We start from the raw sequence: 17,122 nt of genomic DNA on the forward strand, positions 1-17,122 counted from the left end.
ACTCGGCTAAGTTCCGACCACGAGCGCACCGCCGCTGAGACCCGCACCTGCTGCTGCCAGGAGGATCTTCTCGCCACGCCGGAATGGCTCTGTCTGATTGGCCAGCGAGAGCGACAGTGGGATGGTCGCGGCGGAAGAGTTGCCGTAGTCGGCGATCGTCTTGACGATCGCTTGATCTGCTATGCCGAGGTTCCTGCCGACCGCATCGAAAATGCGGGCATTCGCCTGATGCGGCACGAACCTGCCGACATCCTGTGGTCGCACTCCGGCAGCGGCGAGTGCGCTTGTCGAGCAATCGGTCATCATCTCGACAGCCCTGGCGAACACTTCCCGGCCGTCGGTCATCGTCATGCGGGTTTGCGCAAGGTCGAGCCCGTCATGGAACGGCGCGTTGCTTCCTCCAGCGGGTATCTGGATCAGTCCATAGCGTGAGCCGTCCGAATCCACCGAAGCGCCGAGAATGCCCTGATAGGGGTTCTCGCACGGACCAATAACCAGGGCGCCGGCGGCATCGGCGAAAAGGACCGAGCTTGCGCGCTCGGCTGGATTGATGCGGCGGCTGAGGATGTTGGCGGCGATGATCAGCGCTGGTTTGCCGTGCAGGCGGGTGAATCCATCAGCAAACATCAGCGCATAGATGAAACCGGCACAGGCGCCGGTCAGATCGACCGCGCCCGTGCGGCCAAGGCCTAGCTTGTGCGCGACCAGGGGTGCGCTGGGTGGCAGAAGGTGATCGGGCGTCGAAGTGGCAAGCAACAGCAGCCCGATGTCGCTGCGGTCAATACCGGCGTTCGCCAGCGCCATGTCGCCAGCCTGCGTGGCAAGACCAGACAGCGTGTCTTCGTCCGTTGCCCAGAAGCGCGAGCGAATTCCGGTGCGCCGTTCGATCCAACCCGGATCGAGGCCGAGATTGTTCTCGATCTCGGCATTCTCCACTTTGCGCCCGGGCGCACGATGGCCGAACCCGAGAATGCGCGACGACCTGCTCATGGCTTTGAGCCGAAGCGTTCACCGGCCTCCTCGATTGCGTCATGGAGCCGGTCGAGCTCGTCGCCGGTGATGCAATAAGGCGGTAGCAGATAGAGGACATTGCCGAGCGGGCGCACAAGCAGCCCTTGGTCGAGGAAGAATGCGCGCAGCTTCGGCCCGATCTCGGCCAGATAGCCGGCTGAGCCGGCGTGCAGATCGAGCGCTGCGATCGTGCCGGTTGTCCGGCTGTCGGTGAAGAACGGATTGTCGCGAAAGCGCCGAAGCCCGGCGGCCTGTCTCGCGCTCAGGGCCGCGACCCGCTCGGCCACGGGCTCATCACGCCAGATCTCGACATTGGCGAGGGCTGCCGCGCATGCAATCGGATTGGCGGTGTAGGAACTCGAGTGGAAAAAGGTCTTCTTCCGGTCCTCGGAATAATGAGCCTGGAAGATTGCATCAGTGGCGAGCGTGGCCGCCAGCGGGATGGCACCACCTGTCAGGCCCTTCGAGGTGCACAATATGTCCGGAGAGATGGACGCCTGCTCGCAGGCGAACATGGTCCCGGTGCGTCCCCAGCCGGTCATCACCTCGTCGGCGATCAGCAGCGTGCCGGAGGCCTCGGCGATCTTCTTCAGTTCGGTGAGAACCCAGGCCGGATACATCAGCATGCCGCCGGCGCCGAGCACGAGCGGCTCGACGATCAGTGCGGCGGCGCGTCGGTCACGGCTGACGGCCTCGAAACAATCCAGCGTTTCCTGTTCGTGCCCAGCGGCCGGGAAGGGGATGGTGTCGACCTCGAACAGCAAAGGCTCGTAGGCGGCGTTGAACACGCCGCGGGCGCCAACGCTCATCGTGCCGATGGTGTCGCCATGATAGCTGTGCTCCATGACGACGATGCGCGAGCGCGGTGCGCCGATGTTGCCGAAATACCCAAGCGCCATCTTCAGTGCCACTTCGACTGAGGTCGAGCCGCTGTCGGAATAGAACACCCAGTCGAGGCCGGAGGGAGCGAGGCCGACAAGTGCCTTGGCCAGGCGCTCTGCCGGCTCGTGCGTGAAGCCGGCAAAGATGATCTGGTCGAGGCTCGACGCGGTCGTCTCGATAGCCTTCATGATGCGGAGGTGGCGGTGGCCATGGGTGACGACCCACCAGGAGGAGATGGCATCCAGGATACGCGTGCCGTCAGCCTTGTGGAGATAGGCTCCCTCCGTCAGGACGATTTCAGGGATCACGGGCTCAAGCGCGTGCTGCGTGAACGGATGCCACACACTGGACTGCGACATCATTCGCCTCCCGCAATCGAGGCGAGGTCAAAGCCGGCAACCATCGCATCCCTCAGCGTTTCACCCGTCAGCGGATCGAGCAGGGGCAGTCTCCCGAGCTGTGGCACGCCGCTGAATTCCACGATTGTTTTTTGCGTATCGGCCACCTCCTCGCCAATGAAGGCGAGGCCGATGAGCGGGATGGAGCGGGCCCGCAGCGCCTCGATCGACAACAGGGTGTGATTGATGGTGCCGAGCGCGGTGCGCGCGCAAAGGATGACCGGCAGTTGCCATTCCCGGAAAATATCGATGAACCTTGTCTGCCGGTTGAGCGGCACCATCAGCCCGCCGGCGCCTTCGATGATGAGCGGACCCGGTAGGACTGGAAGTGAGAGCTTGGCCGCCTCGATCGCGACGCCGTCGATTTCGGCTGATCGATGCGGCGAAAGCGGCATCCTCAGACGGTAAACTTCCGGCAGGACGCGCCCAGCAGGCAAGCCGGAAAGCCGGGCAACGACCTCGCTGTCGGTCTCCTCGTCGAGGCCCGATTGCACCGGCTTCCAGTAGAAGCCATTGAGCAGGCCGGCGAGCCCCGCCGAAAATACTGTCTTGCCAATGCCGGTGTCCGTTCCGGTGATGACGATGCGCTTGGTCATGCCGAGCCCAGCACCTCGGCAAGTGCCTCGACCATCGCCGAAATGTCGGCTTCGTCGACATTGAGCGTCAGCGAAATGCGCAGTCGCGACGTGCCCTCCGGTACCGTCGGCGGACGAATGCCGCGAATGTCGAAGCCGCGCGCCTGCAGTGCCGCCGCCACCGCCATGGTGCGCCTGACCTCGCCGATGACAAATGGCTGGATCTGCGAGCCGCTGGGCGTCACGCCGCAGCGCTCGGCCAATTGGCGGCCCGCGAGGGCAACGCGATCCTGCAGCTGAACGCGGCGCATGGGCTCGTCCGACAGCATGGCGAGCGCTTCGCGCGCCGCGACCGCCATCAGCGGCGATGGCGCGGTGGCGTAGATGAATGGCCGGCACCGGTTGATGAGATAGTCGCACAGCGTTCCCGGCCCAGTGACGAGCGCACCGGAGGCGCCCAGTGCCTTGCCGCATGTGTGGAGCGCGACGATGTTGTCGCGGCCCTCGAACGCGGCGGCGAGCCCCCGGCCATCCGGTCCCCAGACGCCGGTGGCATGCGCCTCGTCGACGACGAGGAATGCGTCGTGCCGATCGGCTAGCTCGACGAGGCTCTCCATCGGCGCGCGATCGCCATCCATGCTGTAGAGGCTTTCGACCGCGATCCAGACGCGCCCGATGCCGCCATCGGCGCGCCAGCGCGTGATCGCATCCTCGACGGCATTGATGTCGTTGTGCGCGGCCAACACGAACTGGGCGCGTCCGGCCTGCGCCCCCTCATGCATGCTGGCATGGGCGAGTTCGTCGAGGACGAGCAGGTCGCCCTTCTGCGGCAGCGCGGTCAGCAGAGCGAAGTTGGCGATGTAACCGCTGCCGAAGAACAGCGCGCGGTCGGTCCCGAAGAACGCCGCTGCGTCCGCCTCCAATTGCTCATGCTCCGGCGCGTTGCCGCGCAACAGCCTCGATCCGGTCGCGCCGACCGGCGTGCCCCGCGCAATCGCCGCCGCAACCGCGTCGCCAAGTCTTTTGGAGACGGCAAGGCCGAGATAGTCGTTCGACGAGAAGTCGAGCCCGGCGCGCGGCGACAGTGTCCGCAACCGGTCCTTGCGCGCCAGTCCCTGCAAGGTCGCGTCATAGCGGGCAAGCGGTGCCCCGTTCATTGCGCCTCGCGTTCCATCGGCTCGATGCCGAGACGCCGGAACAGCAGACTATCCTTGTCTTCGCCGGGATTGTCCGCCGTCAGCAGCGTGTCGCCGACGAAGATCGAGTTGGCGCCGGCAAAGAAGCACAGCGCCTGCATCTCGTCGGTCATGGCGGTGCGGCCGGCGGAAAGACGGACATGCGATTTCGGCATCATGATGCGCGCCAGGGCGATCACGCGCACGAATTCGATCGGCTCGATGGGCCTGGCTTCGGCAAGCGGGGTGCCGGCGATTGGGATCAGCATGTTGATCGGAACGCTTTGCGGATGTTCCGGCAGGTTGGCCAGCGTCACCAGCATGTCGATCCGGTCCACCGGCTCTTCGCCCATGCCGACAATGCCACCACAGCAGACCTTGATGCCGGATTGGCGCACTTGCTCGAGCGTCTCCAGACGGTCGGCAAAGCTGCGCGTGCTGATGATCTCACTGTAGTAGCGTTCCGACGTATCGATGTTGTGGTTGTAATAGTCGAGACCGGCTTGTTTCAGACGAGCGGTCTGCTCAAGATCGAGCATGCCGAGCGTCATGCAGGTCTCCATGCCCAGCGCCTTGACGCCTTCGACCATCGCTACCACCGCATCCATGTCGCGCGCCTTGGGATTGCGCCAGGCGGCGCCCATGCAATAGCGGGTGGCGCCGGCATCGCGCGCCTTGGTCGCTTCGGCGATGACGCGCCTGACTTCCATCAGCTTCGACGCCTTCAGGCCGGTTTCGTGATGGGCCGACTGGCTGCAATAGCCGCAATCCTCCGGACATCCGCCGGTCTTGATGCTGAGAAGCTGGCTGAGCTGGACCTTGTTGGGATCGAAATTCTGGCGGTGCACGGTCTGCGCCTGAAACAGCAGGTCGTTGAAGGGCGCATCGTGGAGGGCCTGGGCTTCTTCCAGGGTCCACATCCGGCCGCCGTCGACGGATTGAACTTCAGGCTGGGTCTTTTCCGAAATCGCTGCGTGCATTTCCATCCTGTTCCTTGCGTTATGCGACACAGGCGCCTTTGAAATGGCGGACACGGTCGAAAGAAGCTGGGTAGGCTAGATGGTCAGCCTCGAGGGTCAAGGCTGACGGTAGTCCAGGCCGATATCGAGGATCGGCGCGCTGTGAGTCAACCAGCCGATGGAAATCAGATCGATACCGGTTGCGGCAACGGCTGGCGCAATCGCGGCGGTGATCCTGCCCGACGCCTCGGTTGTGGCGCGGCCGCCAACCATGGCCACCGCCTGGCGCAGCTCGTCGACCGACATGTTGTCGAGCAGGACGGCGTCGGGGGTGAGGGCCATGGCCTCTTCCAGTTGGGCCAGCGTGTCGACCTCGACTTCGATCTTGACGAGATGGCCGACGCTGCTTCGCGCGCGTTCGATTGCAGGGCGAATTCCGCCGGCGATGGCGATGTGGTTGTCCTTGATCAGGATCGCGTCGTCGAGGCCGAAGCGGTGATTGGATCCGCCACTTGCTCGGACGGCGTATTTTTCGACGGCTCGCAATTCAGGCGTCGTCTTGCGCGTGCAGACGATCTTCGCGCCATAGCCGCCACTGCATGACATCGTAAGCCGGTTGCTCAGCGAACAACTCGCCTCCTTGGGTGCGGCGCCGCCCGCCGGCCAGCAACCCGCCTAACTATCGGCGTTCCGATGGCAAAGGGCTGGACGTTCCAATCTCTGATCGACGCGAGGATCGATGCCGCCCGGCACCGCCTCCCTCGTCAGGGCGCTGCTGCATTTTCAGGTTCGCAGGGGGGCTGGCCTTTGAAGTCACGAGCAAGACATCCATACTTGTCGAACGTCTGCCCGGTTTCCCTCGCAGCTTTGGCCATACCGCAGCCCGAAATGGCCAGGCAGGACAGCAGAGCAATCGCGGTTCTCTTAGCAAGCATCGATTTCTTCCTGAGTGGGGCTTTCCAATTGCGCTACGGTTGAAGATGCGCGACGGAGCGGGCAAGAGGGCACCGAGTGAATTATCCACAGATAGTCCACAACCGCAGACGATGGGCAATGACTTAACGACAAGAGCCGCATTCCGAATTACAATTCTTATGGGCTTAATCGCCCTCCATAACCTCAGCCCGTTACCCCTCTTTTGAGGACAGGCAACGGGCTTTTTTCATTTTCCGGAACTATTTCAGCACATGCTAATTGAATCGCGGGTTTGCGAGTCAGTGCATGCGTTTGAAGTTTGTTCCGCCTTATGCCGACCTTGGTAGAGATAGGCCCTTGCCAGTGAGATCGAGACGAGGAATATAATCCTCTGTTGCGGCGACCCTTCAACGGAGTTCGCCTATGGCCAGGACCAAACGTCACAAGCAGCTTTCACAGGCTGAAATCGACCGTTTTCTGACGGAGGCGGAGCGGCTTCATAAGAGCATCGTCCAGCCGCTTCTATCGCCCAGCAGCGAGCATTGCCGGGCACTCCAGCGTGCCCACGAAGCGCGGTTGAAGACGGTCAAGGATATCACCGGCAAGATGCGCCGTTCATTCAATGGTTCGGGACAGGTCCGGTGAATTAGCCCCCCTACGGCTGGGTAGCGGGATCAGATGCGCGATGACCAATCGGGCGCGTCCGCTTGTAAAAACAGATATATGCCGACTACGATCAGCACTGCCAGCACGATCCAGATCGTGAGCTTCGCCTTGTTCATGGCTGGCACGTAAGGAGCTACAGCCCGCGCCGCAATTCAAATGGCCGTGTGCGACTTAAATTGAAAGGCCCGCCACCGTGAGGCCCGCTGTACCTCATTCGGGTGTACCTCATAGGGCCATCTTGCATTCCGCATGCGTCATTGCACTCCATCAGCAATGGTCCGCTTCAGGGAAACCCTCACGCGCGACGCCGAACGGTTGGCTTTCGACGAGAAGAAGAAGGCCGGAGACTTAAGGCGCAGGCTGGACCTGCACGATGAAGCCAAGGCAAAACTGGAATCCGATCTGGACAACAAGGTCGCTGCGGGTGCCCGCTTAGATACGTATCAGCCCCTTATAGACGATACGCCTCAATGCCCGCGCTGCTGGATATGGCGAGCAAGGCAGGAGCCCATGGTTGGCCACGGGAGAGAAGACCAGAATTTGTTCAAGTGCCATGAGTGTGGGTACCTCGCGTTCTCGTGCCTTGAAGAGGCCCGCCACCGTTAGGCAGCGGGCTTCATTCCGCAAAATTTGCGGTTTGATCAGGTGCGGCCCTCTGGCGCTTGGCGGAACATTAGCGACATCTAACAGTTTCTCGCCTGCGGCAGGTGATGCTCACCCGCTCCCCTGCCGAAGATCGGGCCTGCATCGCCCGATCGGCCCGCGCTTGCCCGCAAGCGGCGCGGGCTTTCAGTGGCCAGGGGAAAAGATGGCCCACAAGCCGGTGACAACCTACGTCGTCAGCGTGTTCACTGCGGAACTTCGACGGTAATCTTGATCGCGGCATAGTAAGCCGCAACATTGGCGATGTCTTCATCGCTCAGGTTCTTGACGACCGACGACATCATTTGACTCTTGCGCTGTCCGATCTTGTAAGCCATCAGCGAGTGGACGAGATACTCGTACTTCTGCCCGGAGATATTGGGCGTGTAAGACAGTTTGCCGATGCCATCCTTGCCGTGGCACACTTGGCATTGCGTCATGACTTTCCGGCCGGCGATGCTGTCGCCTGCTGCCTGCGCAAATGACGAGGTGACGACGAGGGCAGCCAGGCCAAGGGTCACTCCCTGAAGACCACGGCAGGTTGACCATTCCGCCCGGACGTGTCGAGTAAGTTTCTTGATCATCGAAGTCCTCCCATCGGTTGACGAACATGTTCAATCTGAATGGTCTTTTGCCATTTCAGTCTCCGCTAAGAGGGCGAGGAGCACCTGAGTTGGCTCCCAAGCGTCCGGTGCCGTAAGAGGCGGACGAACTTGCAGACTGTACGCTTTTTTCCTTTTTCCCCCTTTGGCCTGACGCAGAAATTAACTGCCGGTACATCGCGCGAGTCCAGCAATTGGGGATTGTGTAAAACGATACACTCCGCAATCGCGCCTACATTTCGCTGTTGTCGATGATGCCGGCTTCGCCGTCAGGCAGATGAGTGGTCGGCGCCGGCTTCAGCAACCTCACCCCGGCGCCGCAATTGGCACCGGACCCGATCAGGTCGCGGAAATCAGGCCGCGTCTTGATCAGGATTCTCTTGCGGAGTCCGGACCGGACCCCAAGAAGCTAGGATCATCGTATAAGCGAGTTTCGAGACGGCGGCGAAGGCATCGCAGACCTCAAAATAATCAGACTGAGGACGCTGAGCGTCCATGCCTGAGAGGGCGAAGCGAACGGTTCTAGTTTCATCCTCTACACCCGCCACTGCAGTCCACAGGTGACGAAACGACAAATGAACAAAGTCGGAAGTCTCAGTGTAGACCTTGTCGATCCAGGGATGCTCGGCCGAAAGGCGTTTCCTGAGATAGGCGTCCGTGAGGCGCTCCTGCTTTCCTCCATCCATAGTGGTCAACCTGTCGAACTGGACCTCGTTCGCCATCAACCTTTTCATGCTGCTTTCACGATCTTGGATGAGGGGCAGAGCATTCATCCGCATCGCCGTGTCGATTTGAGTCCTCAGCAGGACGGTCGCGGATGGAAAGTTCTTGCTCTCAATCAGATGCCGGAAACCGCGAGACTGACATAGGGTGCGCTGAGCAGCTCCTAGAAGAAACATGTGGATGAGATACATGTCGCCGTCATCAAGATGGACCGCAGCCTTCTTGATGAACTCCTTTTCGAGTTTCTCAATGGCCTTGATCCGGCCCTTTAGGGGGTTCGTCATAACCGACTGCTCCATCACACCACGGCAGGCGCCAAATCGGAAAGCGCAGGAGCGCAGCGTACATATGCCGTACATAACCGAAAAATTTTCGGTTTGAGGGCTTCGCTAAGTGCTTGCAAAGATTTGGCTCCCCGGGCCGGATTCGAACCAGCGACCAACCGGTTAACAGAGGCTTGCCGTTACATCCTCCTGCAATGCCCTGCGACAGCCTGAAACGGTCAAACTCCATACCACGTAAGGCATTCAACGGTGCACATTGTTGCGGCTTGTCGCATGGCGTATCGACAAAGCGCATGTATTGGCGTACCTATTGGCGTACCTAATCGAAACCGGTTTCTCGCTGGGCGCCAAAAATGCCAACAATCGAACTCACCGACAGGTTCTGCCAAACGGCTAAGGCCGTGGATGGAAAACAGACTGATTACTTCGACACAGTGGTCAAGGGATTGAGCCTGCGGGCGTCGCCAGCTGGTACGAGGGCTTTTTATCTGAACTACACGCGGCCGGGCGATGGCAAGCGAGCCCGTATGAAGATTGGGCGGTATGGCGAAGGCGACCCAAAACTGACGCTAGGCAAGGCGCGGGAGAAGGCGAGGGAAGGGCGCGGCGGCATCGGCGATGGCCACGATCCGCTCGTCGAGAAACGTGCGCTGGCGGCATCTCAGACGGTTTCTGACCTCATAGACAATTACGTGGCCCGCCATGCCTCGACCAAGCGATCCGGCGACGAGATTGCGCGACGCCTCCGCAAGAACGTTTCCGAGATCATCGGCACGATCAAATTGGCTGACCTTCATCGCCGCGACCTGACCCGCTGCATTGATGCCGTCAAGGACAGGGGCGCGCACGTCGAGGCAAACCGCATATTCGAGGATATGCGGGCAATGGTCCGGTGGGCGCGCGGACGCGGCGACCTCGACGAGAACCTTGTGGAGGGCATGAGGCGACCGACCGAGACGGCCGAGCGCGACCGCGTACTTTCGGCCGGCGAAATCAAAACCATGTGGGCAGCGCTGCCCGACGCCGACATGCGAGAATCGACCCGGCGCATTCTCCGCCTTTGCCTTGTAACGGCGCAGCGCGTGGGCGAGGTCGCCGGCATGGTCCGCGATGAGATCGACCTCGATCAGCGCTTGTGGACCATACCCCCGGCCAGGGCGAAGAATAAGCGCGAGCATGTCGTGCCGCTGTCCGCCACGGCCGTCGCCATCATCCGCGAACAGATTGCGGCAGTCGACGCGCTGGACGATCGGAAAGACAGGACGCCAACACCTTTCATTTTCCCCGGACCCGGAAGCCGATCTGCGGTCACCGGTGCTTCAATCCCCAAGGCTGTGAAGCGTGAGGAGGTGATCAAGCGGGGCGTGTCGATCATCATGGGCATTGCCCCTTGGACGCCGCACGACCTTCGGAGGTCGGCTGCAACTCACATGGAGGAAATCGGCATTTCGCCGTTCATCATCGGGCACGTGCTGAATCATGTCTCGGCGACAAAGGCCAGCATCACCAGCCGCGTCTATGCCCGATATGACTATGCGAAGGAAAAGCGCGAGGCGCTGGAGCGTTGGGCGGATCGGCTGGAGTCAATCATCAAGGGTGGCGCCGACGTCGTCTCAATAAGCAAGGCAAGCAAATGACCCCTGCCGAGGCTCCAGCTGCCGTTCGCGCCTATCTGGAAACTCATCCGTGGCTGAGGGATCCGGGTGCAAGCAAAAGAGGACTGAGATTCGCCCTTATCTGGATGTGCGGCTTGGACCCCGTCGAGCCGCATGACTATTACGAGAGCGGAGATGCCGGGCGCGTCGTTGAAATGGCAGAAGCCGGAGACCAGATAGCGTATGATGCGATCGTCGAAGTCGCGACACATCTAACCGATCGGGCGATACCGCTTCCCAACAGCGTTCAAAAATATCTTCTCGACATTGCTAGGCGGAAACAGCCGCAAGCCTTCCGGCGCGGTCGGCATCCAATAACGAACCTGCACCGAGACGATGCAATTTTCCATGCGGTCGAAATTGCCCGCAAGGCCGGCTTTTCAGCAACGCAAAATGAGGACCATGAGGATGACCATCAATCGGCTTGTTCGATTGTTGCCGACGTGCTCGAATCGTTGCGCGTGGATATCGCGGAGCGTTCTGTAGAGAAGATTTGGGCAAGACGGCGAGCAGCACGCCAACGCGGAGGCTTTATATGTTGATTGCCACTGAGAACTGACCCGGCAACACAGGATATTTCCATCGAGAATTGACCCATGTTTGAACCACCCCTGCACGTTAGCGGGGGCTTTGGAGTGATCGACATGGCGTTATTGAGCGTAATCCGACGCTGGCATTTTCGAGAGCATCTATCGATCCGGGAGATTTGCCGCAGGACCGGCCTGTCCCGGAATACCATCCGCAAATATCTGCGCTCTGATGACGTAGAGCCGAAGTTCAAGGTGGCGGATCGGCCGAGCAAACTTGACGCTTTCGCCGACCGTTTGTCGGCTTGGCTGAGGACGGAAGCCAAAAAGAACCGCAAGCAGAAACGCACGATGAAGCAGCTCCATGCCGATCTGCTGAGCCTTGGCTATGAGGGGTCTTACGGTCGTGTTGCTGCTTTCGCCCGGGAGTGGAAGGCGGATCTGCAGAGGGAATTACAGACGACAGGGCGCGGGACATTCGTGCCGCTTGCGTTCGAGCCTGGGGAAGCATTCCAGTTCGATTGGTCTGAGGACTGGGCGATCATCGGCAATGAGCGCACCAAGCTGCAGGTGGCGCATACGAAGCTGAGTTACAGCCACGCCTTCATCGTTCGAGCCTATCCGCTGCAAACGCACGAGATGCTGTTTGACGCACACAACCATGCCTTCCGAGTCTTTGGCGGGATTCCCCGCCGCGGCATCTACGACAACATGAAGACGGCGGTCGACAGGGTCGGACGAGGCAAGGAGCGCGACGTCAATGTGCGCTTCATGGCGATGGCCAGCCACTACCTCTTCGAACCCGAGTTCTGCAATCCAGCATCCGGCTGGGAGAAAGGGCAAGTCGAGAAGAATGTTCAGGATGCACGTCATCGGCTCTGGCAACCGCTTCCACGCTTTCCATCGCTGGATGCCCTGAACGAATGGCTTGAGCGGCGTTGCCGAGAACTGTGGCAGCAGACGCCGCATGGCCGGATGCGAGGAACCATCGATGACATCTGGGCCGAAGAAGCCCGGACTCTGATGCCGACATCTCGTCTCTTCGACGGGTTTGTCGAATACACCAAGCGGGTCTCTCCGACCTGCCTCGTCCATCTGGAACGTAACCGCTACAGCGTGCCTGCATCCTTTGCCAATCGGCCTGTCAGCGTTCGGGTCTATCCAGATCGCATCGTTGTCGCTGCAGAGGGTCTGATCCTCTGTGAGCATCGCCGCATCATCGATCGCTCACATGATCGGCCTGGCCAGACGGTCTACGACTGGCGGCATTATCTGGCTGTCGTTCAGCGCAAACCCGGCGCCCTTCGCAACGGAGCACCCTTTGCTGAACTTCCCGATGCATTCAGGACGCTGCAGCAACATTTGCTCAAGAAGCCGGGCGGCGATCGCGAGATGGTCGACATCCTGGCACTTGTCCTTCAGCACGACGAGCAGGCGGTGCTCCTGGCTGTGGAGATGGCGTTGGAGGCCGGTGTTCCAACCAAGACGCATGTGCTGAATCTGCTCCATCGCCTCGTCGACGGCAAATCGCTTACGCCTCCGACCATCAGTGCTCCTCAGGCTTTGGCGCTTACCAATGAGCCGAAGGCCAACGTCGAGCGCTACGACGCCTTGAGGAAGGCTTTGGAGGTCCGCCATGCGTCATAATCCTGCCAGCGGCGCAATCGTCATCATGCTCAGGAGCCTGAAGATGCACGGCATGGCGCAAGCTGTAGGCGAACTCACCGAACAGGGAGCGCCGGCGTTTGAAGCCGCCATTCCGATCCTGTCGCAACTGCTGAAGGCCGAGACAGCGGAACGGGAGGTCAGGTCTACAGCTTACCAGCTCAAGACGGCACGCTTTCCAGCCTATCGCGATCTCAACGGCTTTGACTTCACCAGCAGTGACATCAACGAGGCCCTGGTGCGTCAGCTTCATCGCGGCGAGTTCATCGATGACGCCCACAACATCGTGCTCGTCGGCGGCCCAGGGACAGGCAAAACCCATATTGCGACCGCTCTCGGCGTGCAGGCTATTGAGCATCATCACAAACGGGTTCGCTTCTTCTCGACTGTCGAACTGGTCAATGCGCTCGAACAGGAAAAGGCACAGGGACGATCCGGCCAGATCGCCAATCGCCTCGTGCATTCCGATCTCGTGATCCTGGATGAGCTCGGCTATTTGCCGTTCAGCGCATCAGGTGGAGCACTGCTCTTCCATCTGCTGAGCAAACTCTACGAACGCACCAGCGTCATCATCACCACAAACCTCAGCTTCAGCGAGTGGGCGAGTGTCTTCGGCGATGCCAAGATGACGACCGCACTTCTCGACCGACTGACGCACCATTGCCACATCCTCGAAACTGGAAACGACAGCTTCCGGTTCAAGAACAGCTCAGCCCACGAGCCGAAAAAAGCGAAGGAGAAAGCCAGAACCTTGACCGTCAACACCGAACCGAAACATACATGAGAGGCGGGTCAATTCTCGGTGAAAATGCCGGGTCAGTTCTCGGTGGAAATCAACAGTTATCTGATCTCGTCGATCCTATTCAAGGAACGTGACCGTGACGGCACGATCAACGTCATGCGCTTCCTGAAGCGCAGGGCGAAACGGCTATATCCTCCGCTGTTGGTCATGTTGGCGGCAGCCGCCGTGATCGTGCCGATGCTCTGGCCGGATGTGCCGACCCTTCTGGTGCTGTTTCTGGCGGCGTTCTACCTGACTGACATGTTCGGGAAAGAAGTGCCGATCGTTGGCCACACATGGTCGCTGTCGGTCGAAATGCAGTTCTACCTGATCTGGCCGATCGTGGTCTTCTGGCTTGGTCCTCGCATTCGAACGAGGGCGCTGCTTTTGATGTTCGCGGCGGTGACTCTGTGGCGGCTGGGCAATGGCATCTACTTTCATGACTTCGCGCAAACGGCGTTTCGCTTCGACATGAGACTGAGCGGCCTGATCCTCGGCAGCGCCATTGCGGCAGGCGGGTTCGCGCTCAAGGGGCGGATGGCCGAGATGGTCGGGTTGGCCTCAACCACCTTGCTGCTGTTCCTGTCTGTCGTGCTTTGGCAGGACGCGGTGATGATGGCCTACGTGCAGCCGACCATTGATCTGGCTGCCGCTGGTCTGATCATAAGCCTTGTCGCGAGTGAGGGGACCATCATCAACAAGGTGTTCTCCTGGCGGCCTCTCGCCTGGGTCGGGCTGATCTCCTACTCGCTCTATCTCTGGCATCTTCCGATCGCCCGAGCCGCCATGCTCTATAGCGATGACTGGCGCGTGGTTTTGGCGGCGACCGTGGCGCTGTCGGTTCCGATCGCTGCTCTTTCTTACGCCTTCATTGAAAAGCCCATGCAGCGCCGCCGCACGGCTCAACTGGCGATCTAAACTCGCCATCCCGGCGGTCGGCAGGCGCCAGACACATCAGGGTGGCACCGAAATTGCGAGTCCCTCGGATGAACCTTGACATGTCTCAGATCGGCTGCTCGCGCTGCAGAGTTCCTCTGATCCGTCAGGCAAATGAACATGTGGGTTGTCCCAATTGCGGAGCGTCTGACACGCGCAAGAACGTGGAGTTGCAAATCTACGCCCAAGCCGCCGCGGCAATTTCGCGATTGATACGCCGCCCCATAAGGGGAAGCGACACGCCTAAACTCAGTTTCATTATCTTGCGCAGTCGAGAAGAACGGCCGCCTGAGCGCGATCAGAGAAAAAGCGCCAGATGAGCGAAAATCAAAAACTGACCCGAAAGCCGAAAGGTTTGGGCGGCCCGGCTCCCGCCGTTGAGGGGCGGCCCCCCGGCTGCCGCGATCGCGCTTTGGGGGCAAATTGTCGCGACAGCCGAGAACCATCCTCCGCCGGGCGGCTTATGATGTGCTTACATTAGCGAGAACGAAATAGGCCTTTGGTGCATGGATCCCGGAACCATTTAAGCGCAAGCTAATTGAATCGCCGGCAGCCGGTTCTTCAGCGGTCGGCTGCTAGCCAAAGTTCGGCATGACCTTGGTCCGCCCGCGTCCGCTGCAAATCGGCGCGGGCCACCGCTGCGGAGGCTTGTTAGTGAGACGCCAAGTGGACGCGGATAGAGATGCGAGGGCTGACCGGGAGTCGCGCCTGGTCATTGATGCCGAACGTAAAGCGAGAGAAGCCAAGACCGCTCGCTTGAGAGACCTCAGATTGCAGCAAGCGACGATCCCGCCAGCATCGAAGCCTGTGCGGAAGAAAAAGGAAGGTCGGGCGATCGTCTGATCGAGGCCGGCAACTTGAGCACTCCCTATAAACGCCACATCCTTGACGCCATCGTCCACCACGACGCCGGCTTGGCGGACTGACGGGGGCAGGAAGCGGCCCTGCGAGAGGCGCCAGGAGGCGCGGGACGCTTCCTTGGTTTGGACAGTTTGACCGCAATCCAATCCAGGGCAACAGCCACGGTCCCGCAAGGTTACTTGTCAGGCGGCGCTTCGACGGTAATCTTGATCGCAGCATAGTAAGCCGCAACATTGGCGATGTCTTCATCGCTCAGGTTCTTGACGACCGACGACATCATTTGACTCTTGCGCTGTCCGATCTTGTAAGCCATCAGCGAGTGGACGAGATACTCGTACTTCTGCCCGGAGATATTGGGCGTGTAAGACAGCTTGCCGATGCCATCCTTGCCGTGGCACACTTGGCATTGCGTCATGACTTTCCGGCCGGCGGTGATGTCGCCCCCTGCCTGCGCAAATGACGAGGTGACGACGAGGGCAGCCAGGCCAAGGATCAAACCACGCATGCTATTGATCATCGAAGTCCTCCCATCGGTTGACGAACATGTTCAATCTGAATGCCTTTGGCCTGACGTAGATTAACTGCCGGTGCAGCGCGCGAGTCCAGCAATTGGGGATTGTGTAGAACGATAAAGCAGTGCCGACTGCCAAAGGGTATCAAAGTTTGAGACCCCACCAAGACCGCGGTGTTTTTCGGCAAGCTTGGCTTGTCCTCCTGATCTCCCAGCGCGGCCCCAGGCGGGCGCCAGGACGCGCAAGGCGCTTCGGCGGTGTAGGAGGACGGCGGCGGGAAACGCGCGCTGGCGGGGCTATCTGAGGACTCGCGAAATGCGCCATAAAGCGTATTTTATCTTGGTCGGCGCTCGTGAGGGGCAATCGCCGCTTGGGAGACTAGCCTGCACTCTCGCCCCATTTTAGAGCGAGGCAGAGTTGCTACGTATCCCGCAAAGCCAAATCCTAAACCCGGAAGATTTAGAGACCTGTCAGTGTGTATTCGACCAGATATGGGCCGAGGCCGGGGCTGACTACGTGGATGGCGAGATCCTGGCGTCAACCGTGCTGGCCATCTTTCTGAGCGGCGCCACCGAGGATGATGCTGAATTGCTGGCTGCGGTACGCGCGCGCCGCAAAGACTTCATCAAGCTACCTAGCTGACCCAGCGGTAGGGGATGGTGCAACCGCGACTGGAAGCCGACTTTCGGATGAGCGCCTTCGACCGCGCCCGTGGGTGACGAACAGCGGGATGCGAGAGCCTAACGTCATTTGCCTCGTCACTCGTTAATCACCATCTGGTCCTCCCCTAGCCAATCGGGAGCGGTTTGGCCTGCTGCCAGAGCAGCCGGGTTGGCTTGTAGCGATCCAGTGAACACAGTTGGAGGCATCTTAGGCGTAGTTAGCATCGAAATAGACGATCCGCTTTTCTCATTGACATAAACCGACGCTCGGCCCAATGCGCAAAAACCCGCTCATTCAATCACACCATCCCGATGAAACTACGAGAGATGCCTCAAACACCTGGCGTCCGTCTTCGTCCCGGACCTTTACGGTGATCGCGGTACGGTCGGCTTCGAGTATCTCGTCACGAACGATATCAGGTAGTATGCGGATTGCTTCGCGCCGGAGACGCTCGCGCGTGTCGAAGACTTGGCCCTCCCTGTCGACTGTCAGACCGTCGCCATTGTAGAGGTCGAGATAATAGCGCGGCATGTTCCTGCTACCCGTCAGCGATTCCAAGCCTAAATTCGCCGGCGAAGAGGTGGTTCCAAGTGCCATCGCTTTTGCTCCCGAAAAAGCGCATCATATCAAATGTTAATGCCCGTCAACTTCCGACGGACTAGGTGCTGTCGAAGCCGCCTTTGCTTCCAA

The 17,122-nt window shown here is 60.1% G+C and carries 16 protein-coding genes and 1 pseudogene; 7 read left to right on the forward strand and 10 right to left on the reverse strand.

The window, feature by feature from the left end; all coding sequences use genetic code 11:
• Window positions 1-6: 6 nt before the first annotated feature.
• The 6 genes and pseudogenes from ACFSOZ_RS06760 to ACFSOZ_RS06785 all read right to left on the reverse strand — a co-directional run.
• On the reverse strand, window positions 7-990 hold the full coding sequence (locus tag ACFSOZ_RS06760; protein WP_379095096.1) for a beta-ketoacyl-ACP synthase III: 984 nt from the start codon (window positions 988-990) through the stop codon (window positions 7-9).
• A complete protein-coding gene (locus ACFSOZ_RS06765; protein ID WP_379095098.1) occupies window positions 987-2,252 on the reverse strand; it encodes an adenosylmethionine--8-amino-7-oxononanoate transaminase in 1,266 nt (421 codons plus the stop codon). The genes ACFSOZ_RS06760 and ACFSOZ_RS06765 overlap by 4 nt, the downstream gene beginning before the upstream one ends.
• Window positions 2,252-2,887, reverse strand: a complete 636-nt coding sequence (gene bioD / locus ACFSOZ_RS06770; protein WP_183459551.1) for a dethiobiotin synthase — start codon at window positions 2,885-2,887, stop codon at window positions 2,252-2,254. The genes ACFSOZ_RS06765 and bioD overlap by 1 nt, the downstream gene beginning before the upstream one ends.
• Window positions 2,884-4,023 (reverse strand): 8-amino-7-oxononanoate synthase, encoded by a 1,140-nt coding sequence (locus tag ACFSOZ_RS06775; protein WP_379095101.1) that lies wholly within the window; start codon window positions 4,021-4,023, stop codon window positions 2,884-2,886. Before ACFSOZ_RS06775 ends, bioD begins: the two co-directional genes overlap by 4 nt.
• The gene (gene bioB / locus ACFSOZ_RS06780) at window positions 4,020-4,961 is read right to left on the reverse strand and encodes a biotin synthase BioB (protein ID WP_379095246.1); all 942 of its coding nucleotides are present in this window, start codon (window positions 4,959-4,961) and stop codon (window positions 4,020-4,022) included. Before bioB ends, ACFSOZ_RS06775 begins: the two co-directional genes overlap by 4 nt.
• A gap of 156 nt (window positions 4,962-5,117) precedes the next feature.
• A pseudogene (locus ACFSOZ_RS06785) lies at window positions 5,118-5,591 on the reverse strand (beta/alpha barrel domain-containing protein); the annotation flags it as partial.
• A 747-nt stretch (window positions 5,592-6,338) separates the two neighbouring features.
• Between ACFSOZ_RS06785 and ACFSOZ_RS06790 the strand changes: the two are divergent.
• A complete protein-coding gene (locus tag ACFSOZ_RS06790) occupies window positions 6,339-6,560 on the forward strand; it encodes a hypothetical protein (protein WP_379095104.1) in 222 nt (73 codons plus the stop codon).
• Window positions 6,561-7,429: 869 nt separating this feature from the next.
• On the opposite strand, the gene ACFSOZ_RS06795 is transcribed toward ACFSOZ_RS06790, so the two are convergent.
• Both ACFSOZ_RS06795 and ACFSOZ_RS06800 read right to left on the reverse strand, forming a co-directional pair.
• Window positions 7,430-7,807, reverse strand: a complete 378-nt coding sequence (locus ACFSOZ_RS06795; RefSeq protein ID WP_379095107.1) for a c-type cytochrome — start codon at window positions 7,805-7,807, stop codon at window positions 7,430-7,432.
• A gap of 371 nt (window positions 7,808-8,178) precedes the next feature.
• Window positions 8,179-8,832, reverse strand: a complete 654-nt coding sequence (locus ACFSOZ_RS06800) for a hypothetical protein (protein WP_379095109.1) — start codon at window positions 8,830-8,832, stop codon at window positions 8,179-8,181.
• Between the two features lie 353 nt (window positions 8,833-9,185).
• On the opposite strand from ACFSOZ_RS06800, the gene ACFSOZ_RS06805 reads away from it, so the two are divergent.
• The 5 genes from ACFSOZ_RS06805 to ACFSOZ_RS06825 all read left to right on the forward strand — a co-directional run bounded on the left by ACFSOZ_RS06805 (window position 9,186) and on the right by ACFSOZ_RS06825 (window position 14,378).
• On the forward strand, window positions 9,186-10,469 hold the full coding sequence (locus tag ACFSOZ_RS06805; protein WP_379095112.1) for a tyrosine-type recombinase/integrase: 1,284 nt from the start codon (window positions 9,186-9,188) through the stop codon (window positions 10,467-10,469).
• On the forward strand, window positions 10,466-11,029 hold the full coding sequence (locus ACFSOZ_RS06810) for a hypothetical protein (protein WP_379095115.1): 564 nt from the start codon (window positions 10,466-10,468) through the stop codon (window positions 11,027-11,029). Before ACFSOZ_RS06805 ends, ACFSOZ_RS06810 begins: the two co-directional genes overlap by 4 nt.
• A gap of 102 nt (window positions 11,030-11,131) precedes the next feature.
• Window positions 11,132-12,661 (forward strand): IS21 family transposase, encoded by a 1,530-nt coding sequence (istA, locus tag ACFSOZ_RS06815; RefSeq protein ID WP_379095250.1) that lies wholly within the window; start codon window positions 11,132-11,134, stop codon window positions 12,659-12,661.
• A complete protein-coding gene (istB, locus tag ACFSOZ_RS06820; RefSeq protein ID WP_379095118.1) occupies window positions 12,651-13,463 on the forward strand; it encodes an IS21-like element helper ATPase IstB in 813 nt (270 codons plus the stop codon). The genes istA and istB overlap by 11 nt, the downstream gene beginning before the upstream one ends.
• Window positions 13,464-13,487: 24 nt before the next feature.
• Window positions 13,488-14,378: an acyltransferase family protein gene (locus ACFSOZ_RS06825; RefSeq protein WP_379095120.1), complete on the forward strand. Its 891-nt coding sequence runs from the start codon at window positions 13,488-13,490 to the stop codon at window positions 14,376-14,378.
• A 1,054-nt stretch (window positions 14,379-15,432) separates the two neighbouring features.
• Here ACFSOZ_RS06825 and ACFSOZ_RS06830 read toward each other — a convergent pair.
• Window positions 15,433-15,774 carry a c-type cytochrome gene (locus ACFSOZ_RS06830; protein WP_379095123.1) on the reverse strand — a complete coding sequence of 114 codons (342 nt, stop codon included), beginning with the start codon at window positions 15,772-15,774 and terminating at the stop codon, window positions 15,433-15,435.
• 412 nt (window positions 15,775-16,186) lie between these two features.
• Here ACFSOZ_RS06830 and ACFSOZ_RS06835 point away from each other — a divergent pair, with 412 nt between their 5' ends.
• Window positions 16,187-16,411: a hypothetical protein gene (locus ACFSOZ_RS06835; protein ID WP_379095126.1), complete on the forward strand. Its 225-nt coding sequence runs from the start codon at window positions 16,187-16,189 to the stop codon at window positions 16,409-16,411.
• A gap of 315 nt (window positions 16,412-16,726) precedes the next feature.
• Here ACFSOZ_RS06835 and ACFSOZ_RS06840 read toward each other — a convergent pair whose 3' ends face one another.
• Window positions 16,727-17,029 carry a DUF6894 family protein gene (locus tag ACFSOZ_RS06840; RefSeq protein ID WP_379095129.1) on the reverse strand — a complete coding sequence of 101 codons (303 nt, stop codon included), beginning with the start codon at window positions 17,027-17,029 and terminating at the stop codon, window positions 16,727-16,729.
• Window positions 17,030-17,122 lie beyond the last annotated feature (93 nt).

The sequence above is a fragment of the Mesorhizobium newzealandense genome, assembly GCF_042682145.1.
GTDB lineage: Bacteria > Pseudomonadota > Alphaproteobacteria > Rhizobiales > Rhizobiaceae > Mesorhizobium > Mesorhizobium newzealandense.